Source organism: Providencia sp. PROV130, assembly GCF_028482225.1.
GTDB classification, from domain to species: domain Bacteria; phylum Pseudomonadota; class Gammaproteobacteria; order Enterobacterales; family Enterobacteriaceae; genus Providencia; species Providencia rettgeri.
The window spans coordinates 90965-104895 of record NZ_JAMPQC010000014.1 but is presented as its reverse complement, the minus strand read 5'-3'; the positions used below and the strand labels follow the sequence as shown (position 1 = coordinate 104895).

The window sequence follows — 13931 nt, the reverse complement described above, 5'->3', positions numbered from 1 at the left end:
TATATAGGAATCATTATGCCTTTTAATAAATTTCACTCTGCAAGTATTGCACAACCTCTGCCCGGCAGAGCAACTGCTATGACCTACTCACCATATCATGCGCTTAACCATCATTCGATTGAGATTATTCCTAAGAATATGGAAATTGCGTATTTTGCCATGGGCTGTTTTTGGGGAGTTGAACGATTATTTTGGCAGCAAGCTGGGGTTTATTCAACTTCTGCGGGGTATTGTGGTGGAGTGACCCTTAACCCAACCTACGAAGAAGTTTGCTCAGGACGAACTGGGCACGCGGAAGCAGTTCGGGTTGTTTTTGATCCGCAAGTTATCAGTTACTCCCAATTATTGACGTTATTTTGGGAAAACCATGACCCCGCACAAGGCATGCGCCAAGGGAACGATATGGGCAGCCAGTACCGTTCCGCTATTTATACCGTGTCAGACGAACAAGATAAGCAAGCGATGGACACACTGCAAGCTTACCAAAATGCAATGAAAGCGCAGCATGACACACGTGTAATCACGACCGAAATAGCGCCATTAGATACTTTCTATTTTGCCGAAGATTACCACCAGCAGTACTTATACAAAAACCCGAATGGATATTGCGGATTAGGCGGAATTGGTATCTGTTTGCCACCCTCATTAAACAACTAAATCAATAACCTAATACAGTGATTTCATCTTCCCAACCATTCAAGTTGCTTTTCAATATGACTTAAAGCAGCTTGAATGATGATGAATATCTAGGCAGATAAATCACCTCAGTGCTATACTAATGCAACATATCAACAATTTGCGCATATCGCGCAACATATATTTGCATACTCAATATATTTAAATACACGAGACTATGCCTTCAGAGATTTTTGAATTTTATGGATTCTCCCTTTGATTGGCTGGATAACTTATGCTCAACAGTTTATTAATTGTTCTATTATTATGTGCAATCAGCGCATTCTTTTCTTTGTCAGAAATTTCTCTGGCGGCTTCCCGCCGCATTAAACTTAAACTTATGGCCGATGAAGGCAACATTAATGCGGCTCGCGTGCTTAAATTACAAGAAATGCCGGGAATGTTTTTTACCGTCGTTCAAATTGGTTTAAATGCCGTTGCTATCCTTGCAGGTATTGTGGGAGAGTCTGCTTTTTCTCCGGCTTTGTACGATGTCTTTATTCAATTTTTATCGCCAAGCTGGGCTCAGCAAGTTTCATCAATACTGTCGTTCACCATTGTGACGAGCTTATTTATTTTAGTGGCAGATTTAACACCTAAACGTATCGGTATGGTAAAACCTGAAGCCATTGCGATTCGTATTGTGAATCCAATGCGCTTCTGTTTAGTGGTACTCAGCCCATTCGTCTGGTTTTTTAATGGCCTTGCGAACCTCTTTTTTAAATTATTCAAATTACCTACGTCACGTAATGAAGATATCACTTCTGATGATATTTTTGCGGTCGTTGAAGCGGGTGCTGTGGCGGGTGTGTTACGTAAACAAGAACACGAATTAATTGAGAATGTGTTTGAGCTGGAATCACGTACTGTGCCATCAGCCATGACCCCACGTGAGAGTATTATTTATTTTGACAAAGACGAGTCAGAAGACAGTATCAAACATAAAATTTCAACCCAACCCCATTCTAAGTTCTTGGTGTGTGCAGGGGATATCGATCATGTTATCGGTTATGTTGATTCAAAAGAATTACTTAATCGCGTGCTCAATGGGCAGAGCTTAAGTTTAAAAGATGGTGCTCACATTAGAAATACGCTAATGATCCCTGACACCCTCTCATTATCAGATACCTTAGAAGCATTTAAAACAAACGCCGTCGATTTTGCTGTTATTCTCAACGAATATGCATTAGTCATGGGTATAATTACCATCAATGATGTAATGATCACTTTAATGGGGGACTTAATTGGTCCAGGGCAAGAAGAGCAAATAGTGGTACGTGATGAGAATTCTTGGTTAGTTGAAGGCGGAACACCAATCGAAGATGTGATGCGCATTTTGGATATTGATGATTTCCCTGACTTTAGCAACTATGAAACCATCGCAGGGTTTATGATGTACCGATTAAGAAGAATGCCAAAGCGCACAGACTATGTGAAATATGCGGGATACAAATTTGAAGTTGTCGATATTGATAATTACAAAATTGACCAATTACTCGTCACTCGTCTTACTACGGCGCCATCACCTGTCGTTGTACAGCCCGGAAAAAATACTATTGAAACGGCTGACGCAAAACAACAAACAAAAGATACTGAACATTAGTGCTTGATAGCGAAGCCGTTTCTTTCAATGCGCCACCCATGTGGCGCGTTGTTAACCAAAACCTTCTTGATTAACCTATCCCAGTTCTGCCTGTAATAATGAAACCTGTTTGTTGACCTCACTCATCACATTGTAATGGCGCTTATCACTAATTTTAGGTGGTAGAATTTTCCCATAGTTAAACTCAAATGCCCCAAAATCCTTAATATAGAGCCTGCCACGGAATAACGTTTTGACGTAAAGAGCAATCTTCGATGGGTTATAACGGTTAAAAATTTTCATTAGAACTTTGCCTCCCCTTTGTTCTTACGATATTCAATAACTCATACCGTACAATAATCATAGACCAGAAATTTTCACTTTGGTTCTAAAATTGCAGTTTTATTCAATTTACTGACATAACATGACACTGTAAAGTAACTGTTAAAACCCTATAAACATTGTTTTTATTCTGAATTTTAAAAAAATGTTAAATTACCTCTTGTAACTCATCCGATGAGCTATGCTATAAATAGCAGTAATCAGACAAACCGTTACGCTCACATGACAAAATAATCAATCAAGGGGCTGTTATGATAAGAAATTATTTACTTTTAATATGCTTGATCGGGGCATCAGCAATAGCTTCTGCTGCAAATATTCAATTAAACCAATCTGTTCCTACCATTTCTGTCACCGACAAAGGTGAGCTTGTCATGAATAATGAAGGGAAGTTGGATTATCAACCGTGGAAAAGCCAACAGCTCGTTGGAAAAGTACGGACAATTCAACATATTGCTGGCCGTTCTTCCGCAAAAGAGCTTAATGCTCCTTTAGTTGAAGCCATCAAACAAGCCAAATTCCCGCATGATACCTATCAAACAACAACAATCATTAATACTGATGATGCAATGTTCGGTACGGGTGTATTTGTTAAAAATAGTGTTGAAGATAGCAAAAAAGAGTTCCCTTATTCACAATTTATTGTTGATAGCGAGGGTGCGGTGAAGAATGCATGGGGCTTAAAACCAGAAAGCTCAGCAATTATCGTATTGGATAATCAAGGGAAGGTGTTATTTTTCAAAGATGGTGAATTAAATCCCCAAGAAATTCAAAAAGTCATTAGTTTGTTAACCTCATCACTAAATCAATAAGGTGAAACTTTTACTATTATGTAGTGTGCGTAATTTCGCACACTACACCTACAATTCAACCTATCTCCCTAGAGTCAAAAATAGTGAGTTATGCTAAAATACCCTTATATTAAATATGCATAATTATGATTATTATTTTTATAAATAAGCATGACTAATGTGCTCATTATCACGTTTTAATTTCATTCCAATAGACTTGGGCACAAAATCCACCATTAGTGCCATGAGTAAAAATAACCTGCAAATGATGCAATTGTGCAATTCGCTTAACAATAGAGAGCCCTAAACCACTCCCTGTCTTTTCTTGCCCTGGTGGACGATAAAAACGCTCACCTAGCCGCTGTAAAACTTCAGGTGTCACACCATTACCATCATCTTGAATTTCAAGGTGATCAGCATACAAAATGATCTCCACTCGCCCAGCGATTTTTCCATAACGTATTGCATTATTGAGTAAATTTCTCAGTAATGCATTGAGTAATAATGGCTGACCTTGAAAATTAGGAGGACGGCTAATTAAGGTATTTATTATGGTTGTTTGCTGCTCTTGAGCCTCGTGCTCCACATCTTTTATCGCCGTTTCAATTAATATAGGCCAAGATACCACTGTAATATCATCAAGTTGTGTGGAGGATTCTAATCGAGACAACATGAGTAGTTGGTCAACAAGCCGTGTTGCCCTATCAATACCTTCCGATAAGTTAGCCACTGCATGATTACGGATATCCGTATTATTCCCCGCAATTTGTACCACTTCCGCCTGTACTCTTAACGCTGCGAGTGGGCTACGTAATTCATGAGCGGCATCCGATGTAAATTGTCGCTCGCGAGCAAACATGTCATTAATACGGCTAAATAGCCCATTCATGGAGTCAATAATGGGTCTTACTTCGCTGGGAATACGCTTTACTTGTACTGGGGTTAACTCATCTGGCTTTCGCTGATATAACTGCTTTGCTACATCCTTCAATGGACGTAAAGCACGTGTGAGCAGCCATAAAAATAGCAATAACATAATTGGCAACGCCATCAACCAAGGCATAAATTGTGCAACCATAATATCCGTCGCCATTTCTTGCCGGTACTCCCACTCTTGCCCTACTGCGATAACATATTGACCATCTTGAGATTTTAACCACACAAAACGCCAAGGGTCGTCACTTCCTTGGAGCATCCCATCGGTAAACCCTTCTCGCTTAAATTGGTAGACAATATCTCTACCGTTATCACCATCGTTTAATACCATTTCGCCATCCGGTGAAAAAATAGCAAATGCCAATGCATCATCATCTTGATGACCACGGTTCTTTCGCAATAATTTTTTGGTTTTAGTCAGGGAAGGCCGGCTCAGCTCAAAGTCTGATGGTAAAACAGATAATCGTTTGGCAAACGCCATTTGCTGGGTATCAAATAATTCATTAATCGTTTTATAGCTTTGGTACCACGCTAATGAACTAGCGATCCCCCATGTCAGCAAAGCTAACAATAGCAGCATTAAAGTGAGTTTCAGCCTGAGACTAAATGTCTTCATCATTTATCATCACCTAATCGATAGCCAACACCGTGAATGGTTCGAATAAACTTATTGCCTAATTTGCGCCGTAAATGGTGGATATGTACCTCAACAGAGTTACTAGAGACCTCTTCATCCCAGTTATACAATTTCTCTTCAATTAAAGGGCGAGAAAAGACTTTATTTGGGTTATGCATAAACAAAGACAATAAGGCAAACTCTTTACCTTTTAGTTGTACAGGTTCACCTTGCTGTGTCACCGTCATTGCAACCGGATCCATTTCAACATCACCATGCGTAAGTTTGGAGGATAATTGCCCACTTCGACGACGGATTAACGCCTGCAAACGCGCCATGACTTCCATTAAAGCGAATGGTTTACAAAGATAATCATCAGCCCCTTGTTGCAGCCCTTGAACACGTTGATCCAGAGCATCTCGCGCTGTCAAAATCAAGACCGGCTCATCACGCCCCTCTTTGCGCCAATGTTTCAAAATATCCATACCATCAATATTTGGTAATGAAAGGTCGAGCACAACAGCATCATAGGGTGCATCAAATAAAGCGAGTTGCCCTTGTTTACCATCCATAAACCAATCAACCGTAAACCCTAGCTGTGTTAATCCTACTTTTAAACCATCACCAATTAGCCGGTCATCTTCAATTAATAGAATACGCATAATATCCTCCACCTCAGAATATTATTATATTTATCCCATCAGTCTTGAGATGACTAGCTATAATTAACAAAATTAAAAATATAATTCGTTAATCATGTTTCTTAAGATCCTGTTAAGATTTACTTGGTTTAATACCCTCCATACAAACAAGTTCATGTCCATTTGGAGATACTGATGATGAAAAAATTACCTGTAATCGCTTTAGTTGCTGCACTCGCAAGTGCACCTGTTTTCGCTGCAAATGGCGGATTTGATGGCCCAGGCGCTGCCACAAATACAACGACCCAAACGACTCAAACGGGTGGTTTCATCGGCCCAAATAGTGGGGAAATGACGGTCGCAAAAGCACTTGATATGTCAGATGATAGCTGGGTTATTTTACGTGGTAATATCGTTAAACAACTCGACAATAAACATTATGAGTTCACTGATGGTACTGGCACCATTAATTTAGAAATCAGTGAAAAGCGTTGGAACGGTATCAACGTAACGCCAAAAGACAAAGTTGAAATTCGCGGTAAAATTGATAAAGACTGGAATTCAAGAGAAGTCGAAGTTAAACAAATCCAAATCATTAAATAATTCACAATTTTTAAAATGGGATCTGCTTTAAAGTAGGTCCCATCTAAATCCTATTTCATACAGAAATTAACAGTGCTAAATTAACAAAATCATTTTTGCTTACTAAGGCTACTTAATGACTGTAAAACTTCCTAACATACGTAATATTAGCGAAAAATTACTTTCAGATAATTGGTATGTTTTAAAAAAATACACCTATGAATTACAACGACAAGACGGCAGTTGGCAACAACAAGAACGTGAAGTCTATGATAGAGGCAATGGTGCCGTTATTTTGTTATATAACAAAATAAAGAACAGCATTATTTTAATTCGTCAATTTCGTATGCCAGTCTATGTTAATGGCTACTCTGATTTTCTGATTGAGGCCGCCGCTGGCTTACTCGAAAACGCTTCACCAGAAGCGCGAATTATTGCTGAAGCCGAAGAAGAAACTGGTTTTAAAGCCGATAAAATTCAAAAAGTTTTTGAAGCCTTTATGAGCCCAGGCTCCGTCACCGAAAAGCTCCACTTTTACATCGCCGAATACAGTGATAATAATCGTCAAAACGCAGGCGGTGGGCTTAAAGAAGAAGGCGAAGATATTGAAGTTTTAGAGTGGCCTTTCTCTAAAGCCATTGATGCGATTAAAACGGGAGAAATTGTTGATGGTAAAACCATCATGTTGATCCAATACCTCGCCCTAAACACGATTCTTAAAAGTTAAACTCTCTTATAGAGCTCATAATGATAAAATAAAATCATCGTGAGCTTTCCTGTTTTCTTATCAGTCATTAAATGAATAGCTAAAATAAAAATAAATCATAAAAAGATAATCAACTTTTATTATTTTGCTATTTAATTAAAAATTAAAACCATAAAACGAAGATAAAACATATTTCGCTTTGACCTATTCACTAAAAAACTTTAAATTTAAATAATATTAATTTTATATATCATCATTTTAAGAGTCTTATTTTTGCATCCAATGAATATCAAATAATTGTTATACATTACAATCAGTGATTAAGGAGCTAAATAAAATGATACGCTGCGTTCGTATGTGGACAGGAGAAGATGGAAATTCTCTATTTGAAGAAGGCACTCTTGAGCTCAATAATCTCACAGGAGGAGATAGCCAAACCTCCGCCATTGCAGCCAGTGAACTGACCTTCCGTGAAACAGTTTCCGGCGGTTCTTTTGATTGGCATCAAGACCCTGTTCCTCGTTATGTCATTACCCTTTCCGGCACTTTAGAATTCGAAACTAAAGATGGTTCTAAATTTATCATCAATCCTGGTGATATCTTACTTGCGCAAGATAATACAGGAACTGGCCATAAATGGCGGCTTATTGGTGATGAGCCATGGCGTCGTGCTTATGTGGTCTATCAAGAAGGCACCAACCTTAGCTTTACTCCAACAAAAAAATAGAGGCCGTCATGAATAAACCGATTGCTGAGAATGTCGATATTGCCCTCATTGGCGCTGGGATCATGAGTGCAACACTTGGTACATTTCTCAAAGAACTAGAGCCTTCACTGACGATTGCTGTTTTTGAAAGGCTAAACGACTGTGCCCAAGAAAGCTCCCATCCGTGGAACAATGCGGGAACAGGTCATGCCGCTAACTGTGAGATGAACTATACCCCACCAAATCCAGATGGTACGGTGGATATCAGTAAAGCGCTTGAAGTCAATACGGAGTTCGATCTCTCTCGTCAGCTTTGGTCTTATCTAGTCACCAAAGGTAAAATTAAAGATCCACGTGACTTTATTCACCCATGCCCACATATGAGCTTTGTTTGGGGTGAAGACAATGTAAAATTCTTAAAACAACGCTACCAACAGATGTCTGCTCACCACTGTTACCACAACATGGAATACAGTGATGACCCAAAACAGATCAACGAGTGGGCACCACTGATCATGGAAGGCCGTGATCCTAAAGAAGCGATTGCGGCTACCCGTGTTAATACTGGTGCTGATGTCGATTACGGTGCACTAACGCATTTATTAATTGCACAATTAAGCGAACAATCCGGTTTTTCAATTCACTATAAACATGAAGTCATCGATGTTAAAAAGACCCCCGATGGCAGATGGAATATTGAAGTTAAAAACCTACTCACGCATGAAAAAACGATCACTTCCGCAAAATTTGTGTTCGTTGGTGCAGGTGGGCGGGCGATCGAATTACTACAGAAATCGGGGATCCCTGAAGGAAAAGGGTATGGTGGGTTCCCTGTTAGTGGTATCTGGTTACGTTGTGATAACGAAGAAATTGCTTCTCGCCACCATGCAAAAGTTTACGGTAAAGCAGACAAAGGCTCACCACCAATGTCTGTTCCACACTTGGACACTCGCATTATTGGTGGTAAACGTTCTCTATTATTCGGGCCTTATGCCGGTTTTTCGAGTAAATTCCTTAAGCACGGCTCTTATTTAGATCTGTTTGAATCGGTTAAATTGAATAACATTGAACCAATGCTTGCGGTTGCGAAAGATAACTGGTCACTCGCAGAATACCTAGTAGGCCAAGTCCTGCAAACTTCTGCTCACCAATTTGCCATGCTGCAACAATTCTACCCAGAAGCACAGCATGAGGATTGGAAAGAGGTGGTTGCAGGGCAACGAGTACAAATTATTAAGCCTGAGCATGATAAGAAAGGGGTTTTAGAATTTGGTACAGAACTGATTACCAGTGCGGATAAATCATTTACTGTATTGATGGGTGCATCTCCGGGAGCCTCCACTGCGGCATTTATTGCATTGAATGTATTAAAAACCTGCTTTGATGACCAACTCAAAGCCGATGGATGGGAAACTCGTTTAAAAGATATCATTCCAACCTATGGGATTGATTTAAAAACGGATGCAAAAGCCTGTTTAGATATTCGTACCGCCACTGCCAAAGTGCTTCAACTCGATAATTAGTTATTAATTAGGTTGGGAAATCACTTCCCAACCTTTATCAATATTTAGAATAAAATGACCCGGAAACCTGGGTTCAAAAAGGATTCTCGCGGTGTGTAGTCTAACGTTTTTCCATGCCAATCAACGACTTTCGCACCTGCACCAATGGCAACCGCATGACCCGCAGCAGTGTCCCAAATATTCGTAGGCCCAAAACGTGGATAAAGCTGTGCTTTCCCTTCCGCAACCAAACAAAATTTGAGTGAAGAACCAATTTCTACTGTCGTGTGTTCACCCATTTGTTTTAAATAATCCATTAATTCATTGTCTTGATGAGAGCGGCTAATAACAATAACCGGAGGCTTGGCATCATTCACATGAATAAGTTGCTTATGTCCACCTTCTTCCTTCCAGGCTTGATTTCCTTCAGCGTAATATAGCAACCCTTTCGCTGGGGCATATACCACTCCCATCGTTGGTACGCCATTCTCAATGAGTGCAATATTAACCGTAAAATCCCCATTACGATTAATAAATTCTTTCGTTCCATCCAATGGGTCAATCAACCAATAACGTTGCCAATTCTGCCTGGTTGCCCATTGTGGAGGGTCTTCTTCAGACAGTTGAGGGATATCAGGGGCAATGCGAGCAAGGCCTGCTGTAATCACATTGTGGGCGGCAATATCAGCCTCGGTCACAGGCGAATTATCACTTTTGTGTTCAACCTGTAAAGGTTCTTGCGCATTATAAGTTTCCATAATCGCATAACCCGCTTCTTGAGCTAATTCGCAAATTTGCTGTAGCATATTATTCACCTCTCTGATGGCGCTTTACAGCAAGAGTAGCAATTGTGTGAAATTAACGCCATAAAAAAAGCCCCAAAGTCCAAAGACAATGAGGCTTTTACTCGTAAGCTAAACTAACAGAAATTATAAAATTTCAAGTAATTCAACTTCAAATACTAATGTGCTGAATGGCGGGATTGATGCACCTGCACCACGCTCACCATAAGCTAATTGATGAGGAATATACAATTCCCATTTAGAGCCAACTGGCATCAGAGTCAATGCTTCAATCCAACCTGGAATAACACCGCTTACAGGAAACTCTGCTGGCTGGCCACGCTGTACTGAGCTATCAAACACAGAGCCATCGATTAAACGCCCTGTGTAATGAACACGTACACGGTCTGAGCGGGATGGGATAGCACCATCACCTTGGTTAATCACTGAAAATTGTAAGCCTGACTCAGTCGTTGAAACACCATCACGTTTTTGGTTTTCATCTAGGAATTTTTGGCCTTCTTCCGCTAATGCTGCCTGACGAGATACACGGACAGCGTCGGCACGCTCATGCACTTCACGCAATGCTTTGTGCAGAGTTTCAACAGGTACCGATGGCATATTGCCTTCTAAAGCATCAACGAGACCTGCTAGAATTGCATTTGGCACTAAACCTTCTAGCCCTGACTCTAATAATTGTTGCCCAACTTGTAGACCTATGCCATAACTCGCTTGAGCTTCTACCGAATCGAAATTTTGGTTTGCCATGAAAATACCCATATGATTTTGAGAAAAACCAAGAATAGCAGCCTCACCCTTATGGGTAAACCCAAACAATGAATCTAAAGAATAAAACTGATTGATTCTCGACAAATTTATTCGGTGTTCTCTGAAAAATTCAGCCAAACGCTAAAAATGTCTAAAAAGGGTGCTAGTATGCGTATTAATACGGTCTAATTTACTCATTGCCTCATCAAGGAGGAGTGATGTTTAAACTTTCAAAATTTCATCGCTATGGCATTGCACTGCTCGCTCTAATTGTCGTGGTCGCTTTTTTTTGGCCTACAAGTGATAAATCCCCCAGCGATATTGTTCAAAACCAACCGATTGTCATCCCCCCACCCACAACCCCAGAGGTCATGCCTGAACCTACTATTACGCCACCAATACCAGAACCAGTGCCAGCACCTGAAGGTAATTCCCCTCTTTTACCTACTGAGCCTGAAATTATTCCAGAACCTATTGAGCCCGCACCCAATGAGCCTCCAATAGTGACTTCACCAGAAAAAACACCTGAGCCCAAAACCACTCGCCCTTCTGCCAATGAGTGGCAAAATTACCGAGTACAAAAAGGGAAGACTCTCGCACAACTGTTTCGTGATAATAACTTACAAGCCAATGACGCTTTTATTATGGCGCGCGTAGAAGGTGCAGAAAAACCACTGAGTAATTTACGTCAAGGGCAAAAAATTCGTTTAAAAGCCAATGCAAAAGGGGAGGTTCAATTATTAGAAACTACGGGTTCTGATGGGAAAACCTATAGCTTTGCGCGATTAAGCGATGGGAGTTATTACAGAACGCCTTAGCATTAGTGCAAAAACCCTTGTGAAATAAAAAACAGATATCTAGAAAGCAAAAAACACCGGACTTAGCCGGTGTTTTTTATTTGCACCATGGATAACCCAATGATGCATATCATCATTATTGATTACTCAGCAACGATGATAACGTTCAGCTCTGCGAAAACATCGCTGTGTAACTGGAAGTGAACTTCGTGGTCACCAGTAGTACGCAGAACGCCGTTTGGCAGGCGAACTTCGCTTTTCGCGATTTGAACGCCAGCCGCAGTAATTGCGTCAGCGATATCACGAGTACCGATTGAACCGAACAGTTTACCTTCGTCACCAGCTTTAGAAGCCAGAGTAACAGAACCCAGTGCAGTAACAGCTGCTGCACGAGCCTGTGCTGCTGCCAGAACGTCAGCTAATTTAGCTTCCAGTTCAGCGCGGCGAGCTTCGAAAAATTCAACGTTTTTCTTAGTTGCAGGAACAGCTTTGCCCTGTGGTACTAAGAAGTTACGAGCGTAGCCCGATTTAACGTTAACTTGGTCACCCAGGCTACCTAGGTTAGCTACTTTATCAAGCAGAATAACTTGCATTACCTTATCCTCTATTAGTCGTTAATGGACTGTACCAATTACTGATGACGATCAGTGTATGGTAACAGAGACAGGTAGCGAGCGCGCTTGATAGCACGAGCGAGCTGGCGTTGATATTTTGCACGAGTACCGGTAATACGGCTTGGTACAATTTTACCACTTTCAGTGATATAGTTTTTCAGCGTTGCGATATCTTTATAGTCGATCTCTTGAACGCCTTCCGCTGTGAAACGGCAGAACTTGCGACGACGGAAATAACGTGCCATATGGCTAGTCTCCAGAATCTATCAAATCAATCTGCTCGGCATGGAGGACAATCTTGCTGATCCCATTGCGACCCTGATGGGTACTAATGAAACCGCTTACTGTAATCCAACTGCCGACCGTTATACTGTGAGTATGAGCTTGTAAGGTTTGTCCGCTGGCGATAATGGGCATTCTGCACCATGCTTGCCTTGACAACCCCGCTTCCTGTTGCTCCGAACGATGTTCTAAAACAAACTGGCAGTGAGGAATGCCTGACGGACTCACTTTTCGAATCAATGCTTTACAGACTGTGCCTGTGAGCACCAAACGATTAGTGGTCACTTGCGCAATTACTCTTCAGAATCCCCAGTTTCTTCTACTTCTTCATCCTGATATTCATCAGACATGTCACGGCCACGACGTTCGTCTTTAGCTTTGACCATTGGAGAAGCTTCTGTTACTGCGTGTTTTAAGCGCATAACCATGCTGCGGATAACGGCATCGTTGAAGCGGAAGTTAGTTTCCAGCTCATCAATCGCTTCCTGCGGCGCTTCTACGTTCAGAAGAACATAGTGTGCTTTGTGCAGTTTGTTGATTGGGTAAGCCAGTTGACGGCGGCCCCAGTCTTCCAGACGGTGAATCTGACCTTGTGCGTTAGTGATAACAGCACTGTAACGCTCGATCATGCCCGGAACCTGTTCGCTTTGGTCAGGATGGACCATAAAAACGATTTCGTAATGACGCATTAGTAGTTGCTCCTTACGGATTATTAGCCTCCTGTCTGGGTTAACCGCGGCCCGCGGAGGCAAGGAACTTGTTGAGTGCGGCTAAAAAATTGACGCGTAACTATACCCACCCCTGAGATAAAACTCAAGAGGTGGATGCGTTTTACCGCAAATATTATTTTTCAGTGGTGGCTAAACGCTGGCGTACGGCTTCAAATAAGCAGACGCCCGTCGCCACAGAAACATTAAGCGAAGAAACGGAACCGGCCATTGGAATGCTAATTAACTCGTCACAGTGCTCACGAGTTAAACGACGCATACCTTCACCTTCAGCGCCCATCACCAGAGCTATTGGACCCGTTAACTTGCTTTGATATAAATTGTGATCAGCTTCACCTGCCGTTCCCACAATCCACACATTATATTCTTGCAACAAACGTAATGTCCTTGCCAAATTCGTCACGCGAATAAGAGGGATGTTTTCTGCCGCGCCGCAGGCTACTTTTTTCGCAGTCGCATTCAATTGGGCTGACTTATCTTTCGGTACAATCACAGCATGAACACCTGCCGCATCAGCGCTACGTAAACATGCACCTAAGTTATGTGGGTCTGTCACGCCATCCAATACCAATAAAAATGGCGATGGTGTGCTCTCCAATAAATCAGGCAGGTCACCTTCTTGATATTGTTTACCTGGTAGTACTTTCGCAATGATACCTTGGTGAACCGCACCTTCAGTTTGGCTATCCATCCATTGACGATTCGCCACTTGAACGACGACACCTAACGCTTCAATTTCATGCACCAACGGCATTAATCGGCGATCTTCACGGCCTTTCAAAATATAGACTTCTTTAATGCGTTGCGGTGAACGCTCCAGTAAGGCTTTCACTGCGTGAATGCCATAAATCATTTCGCTCATAAATTTCTTATTTATATAA

General features: G+C 41.3%; 18 protein-coding genes. 8 read left to right on the top strand and 10 right to left on the bottom strand.

Annotated features, from left to right (window positions below):
- The first annotated feature begins 15 nt into the window (after positions 1-15).
- Positions 16-657 (top strand): peptide-methionine (S)-S-oxide reductase MsrA, encoded by a 642-nt coding sequence (gene msrA / locus PSF28_RS10390; RefSeq protein ID WP_210838039.1) that lies wholly within the window; start codon positions 16-18, stop codon positions 655-657.
- Between the two features lie 253 nt (positions 658-910).
- The gene (locus tag PSF28_RS10385; RefSeq protein ID WP_210838041.1) at positions 911-2278 is read left to right on the top strand and encodes a hemolysin family protein; all 1368 of its coding nucleotides are present in this window, start codon (positions 911-913) and stop codon (positions 2276-2278) included.
- A 75-nt stretch (positions 2279-2353) separates the two neighbouring features.
- Here PSF28_RS10385 and PSF28_RS10380 read toward each other — a convergent pair whose 3' ends face one another.
- Positions 2354-2560 (bottom strand): DUF1107 domain-containing protein, encoded by a 207-nt coding sequence (locus PSF28_RS10380; RefSeq protein ID WP_004905964.1) that lies wholly within the window; start codon positions 2558-2560, stop codon positions 2354-2356.
- Between the two features lie 290 nt (positions 2561-2850).
- On the opposite strand from PSF28_RS10380, the gene PSF28_RS10375 reads away from it, so the two are divergent.
- The gene (locus tag PSF28_RS10375; RefSeq protein ID WP_210838044.1) at positions 2851-3411 is read left to right on the top strand and encodes a YtfJ family protein; all 561 of its coding nucleotides are present in this window, start codon (positions 2851-2853) and stop codon (positions 3409-3411) included.
- Between the two features lie 169 nt (positions 3412-3580).
- Here PSF28_RS10375 and qseC read toward each other — a convergent pair whose 3' ends face one another.
- Both qseC and qseB read right to left on the bottom strand, forming a co-directional pair.
- Positions 3581-4942, bottom strand: a complete 1362-nt coding sequence (qseC, locus tag PSF28_RS10370; RefSeq protein WP_272685037.1) for a quorum sensing histidine kinase QseC — start codon at positions 4940-4942, stop codon at positions 3581-3583.
- Entirely contained in the window at positions 4942-5604 is a 663-nt protein-coding gene (gene qseB / locus PSF28_RS10365) for a quorum sensing response regulator transcription factor QseB (RefSeq protein ID WP_102138231.1), read from the bottom strand. The genes qseC and qseB overlap by 1 nt, the downstream gene beginning before the upstream one ends.
- 177 nt (positions 5605-5781) lie before the next feature.
- On the opposite strand from qseB, the gene PSF28_RS10360 reads away from it, so the two are divergent.
- From PSF28_RS10360 to mqo, 4 genes are all read left to right on the top strand, one after another.
- Positions 5782-6186, top strand: coding sequence for a YgiW/YdeI family stress tolerance OB fold protein (locus PSF28_RS10360; protein WP_115168329.1), 405 nt, complete (start codon positions 5782-5784; stop codon positions 6184-6186).
- Positions 6187-6301: 115 nt separating this feature from the next.
- The gene (gene nudK, locus PSF28_RS10355; protein WP_272685026.1) at positions 6302-6892 is read left to right on the top strand and encodes a GDP-mannose pyrophosphatase NudK; all 591 of its coding nucleotides are present in this window, start codon (positions 6302-6304) and stop codon (positions 6890-6892) included.
- 316 nt (positions 6893-7208) lie between these two features.
- Positions 7209-7598, top strand: coding sequence for a cupin domain-containing protein (locus tag PSF28_RS10350; protein WP_272664549.1), 390 nt, complete (start codon positions 7209-7211; stop codon positions 7596-7598).
- An 8-nt stretch (positions 7599-7606) separates the two neighbouring features.
- On the top strand, positions 7607-9100 hold the full coding sequence (gene mqo, locus PSF28_RS10345; protein ID WP_210836909.1) for a malate dehydrogenase (quinone): 1494 nt from the start codon (positions 7607-7609) through the stop codon (positions 9098-9100).
- Between the two features lie 44 nt (positions 9101-9144).
- Here the strand turns inward: mqo and cysQ are convergent, their stop codons facing one another.
- Together cysQ and PSF28_RS10335 are read right to left on the bottom strand one after the other, a co-directional pair.
- Positions 9145-9885 carry a 3'(2'),5'-bisphosphate nucleotidase CysQ gene (gene cysQ / locus PSF28_RS10340; RefSeq protein WP_210836906.1) on the bottom strand — a complete coding sequence of 247 codons (741 nt, stop codon included), beginning with the start codon at positions 9883-9885 and terminating at the stop codon, positions 9145-9147.
- 123 nt (positions 9886-10008) lie between these two features.
- Complete coding sequence (locus PSF28_RS10335; RefSeq protein ID WP_004907421.1) at positions 10009-10629, bottom strand: peptidylprolyl isomerase; 621 nt, start codon at positions 10627-10629, stop codon at positions 10009-10011.
- A gap of 218 nt (positions 10630-10847) precedes the next feature.
- Here PSF28_RS10335 and PSF28_RS10330 point away from each other — a divergent pair, with 218 nt between their 5' ends.
- Positions 10848-11447, top strand: coding sequence for a LysM-like peptidoglycan-binding domain-containing protein (locus tag PSF28_RS10330; RefSeq protein WP_210836905.1), 600 nt, complete (start codon positions 10848-10850; stop codon positions 11445-11447).
- A gap of 122 nt (positions 11448-11569) precedes the next feature.
- On the opposite strand, the gene rplI is transcribed toward PSF28_RS10330, so the two are convergent.
- The 5 genes from rplI to rlmB form a co-directional block, all read right to left on the bottom strand.
- On the bottom strand, positions 11570-12019 hold the full coding sequence (gene rplI / locus PSF28_RS10325; RefSeq protein ID WP_164529242.1) for a 50S ribosomal protein L9: 450 nt from the start codon (positions 12017-12019) through the stop codon (positions 11570-11572).
- A gap of 38 nt (positions 12020-12057) precedes the next feature.
- A complete protein-coding gene (rpsR, locus tag PSF28_RS10320) occupies positions 12058-12285 on the bottom strand; it encodes a 30S ribosomal protein S18 (RefSeq protein WP_000135199.1) in 228 nt (75 codons plus the stop codon).
- A 4-nt stretch (positions 12286-12289) separates the two neighbouring features.
- Positions 12290-12607, bottom strand: a complete 318-nt coding sequence (gene priB, locus PSF28_RS10315) for a primosomal replication protein N (RefSeq protein WP_004907414.1) — start codon at positions 12605-12607, stop codon at positions 12290-12292.
- An 8-nt stretch (positions 12608-12615) separates the two neighbouring features.
- Complete coding sequence (gene rpsF / locus PSF28_RS10310; RefSeq protein ID WP_004905988.1) at positions 12616-13011, bottom strand: 30S ribosomal protein S6; 396 nt, start codon at positions 13009-13011, stop codon at positions 12616-12618.
- A 154-nt stretch (positions 13012-13165) separates the two neighbouring features.
- Positions 13166-13912: a 23S rRNA (guanosine(2251)-2'-O)-methyltransferase RlmB gene (gene rlmB, locus PSF28_RS10305; RefSeq protein ID WP_210836901.1), complete on the bottom strand. Its 747-nt coding sequence runs from the start codon at positions 13910-13912 to the stop codon at positions 13166-13168.
- Between the last annotated feature and the right edge of the window lie 19 nt (positions 13913-13931).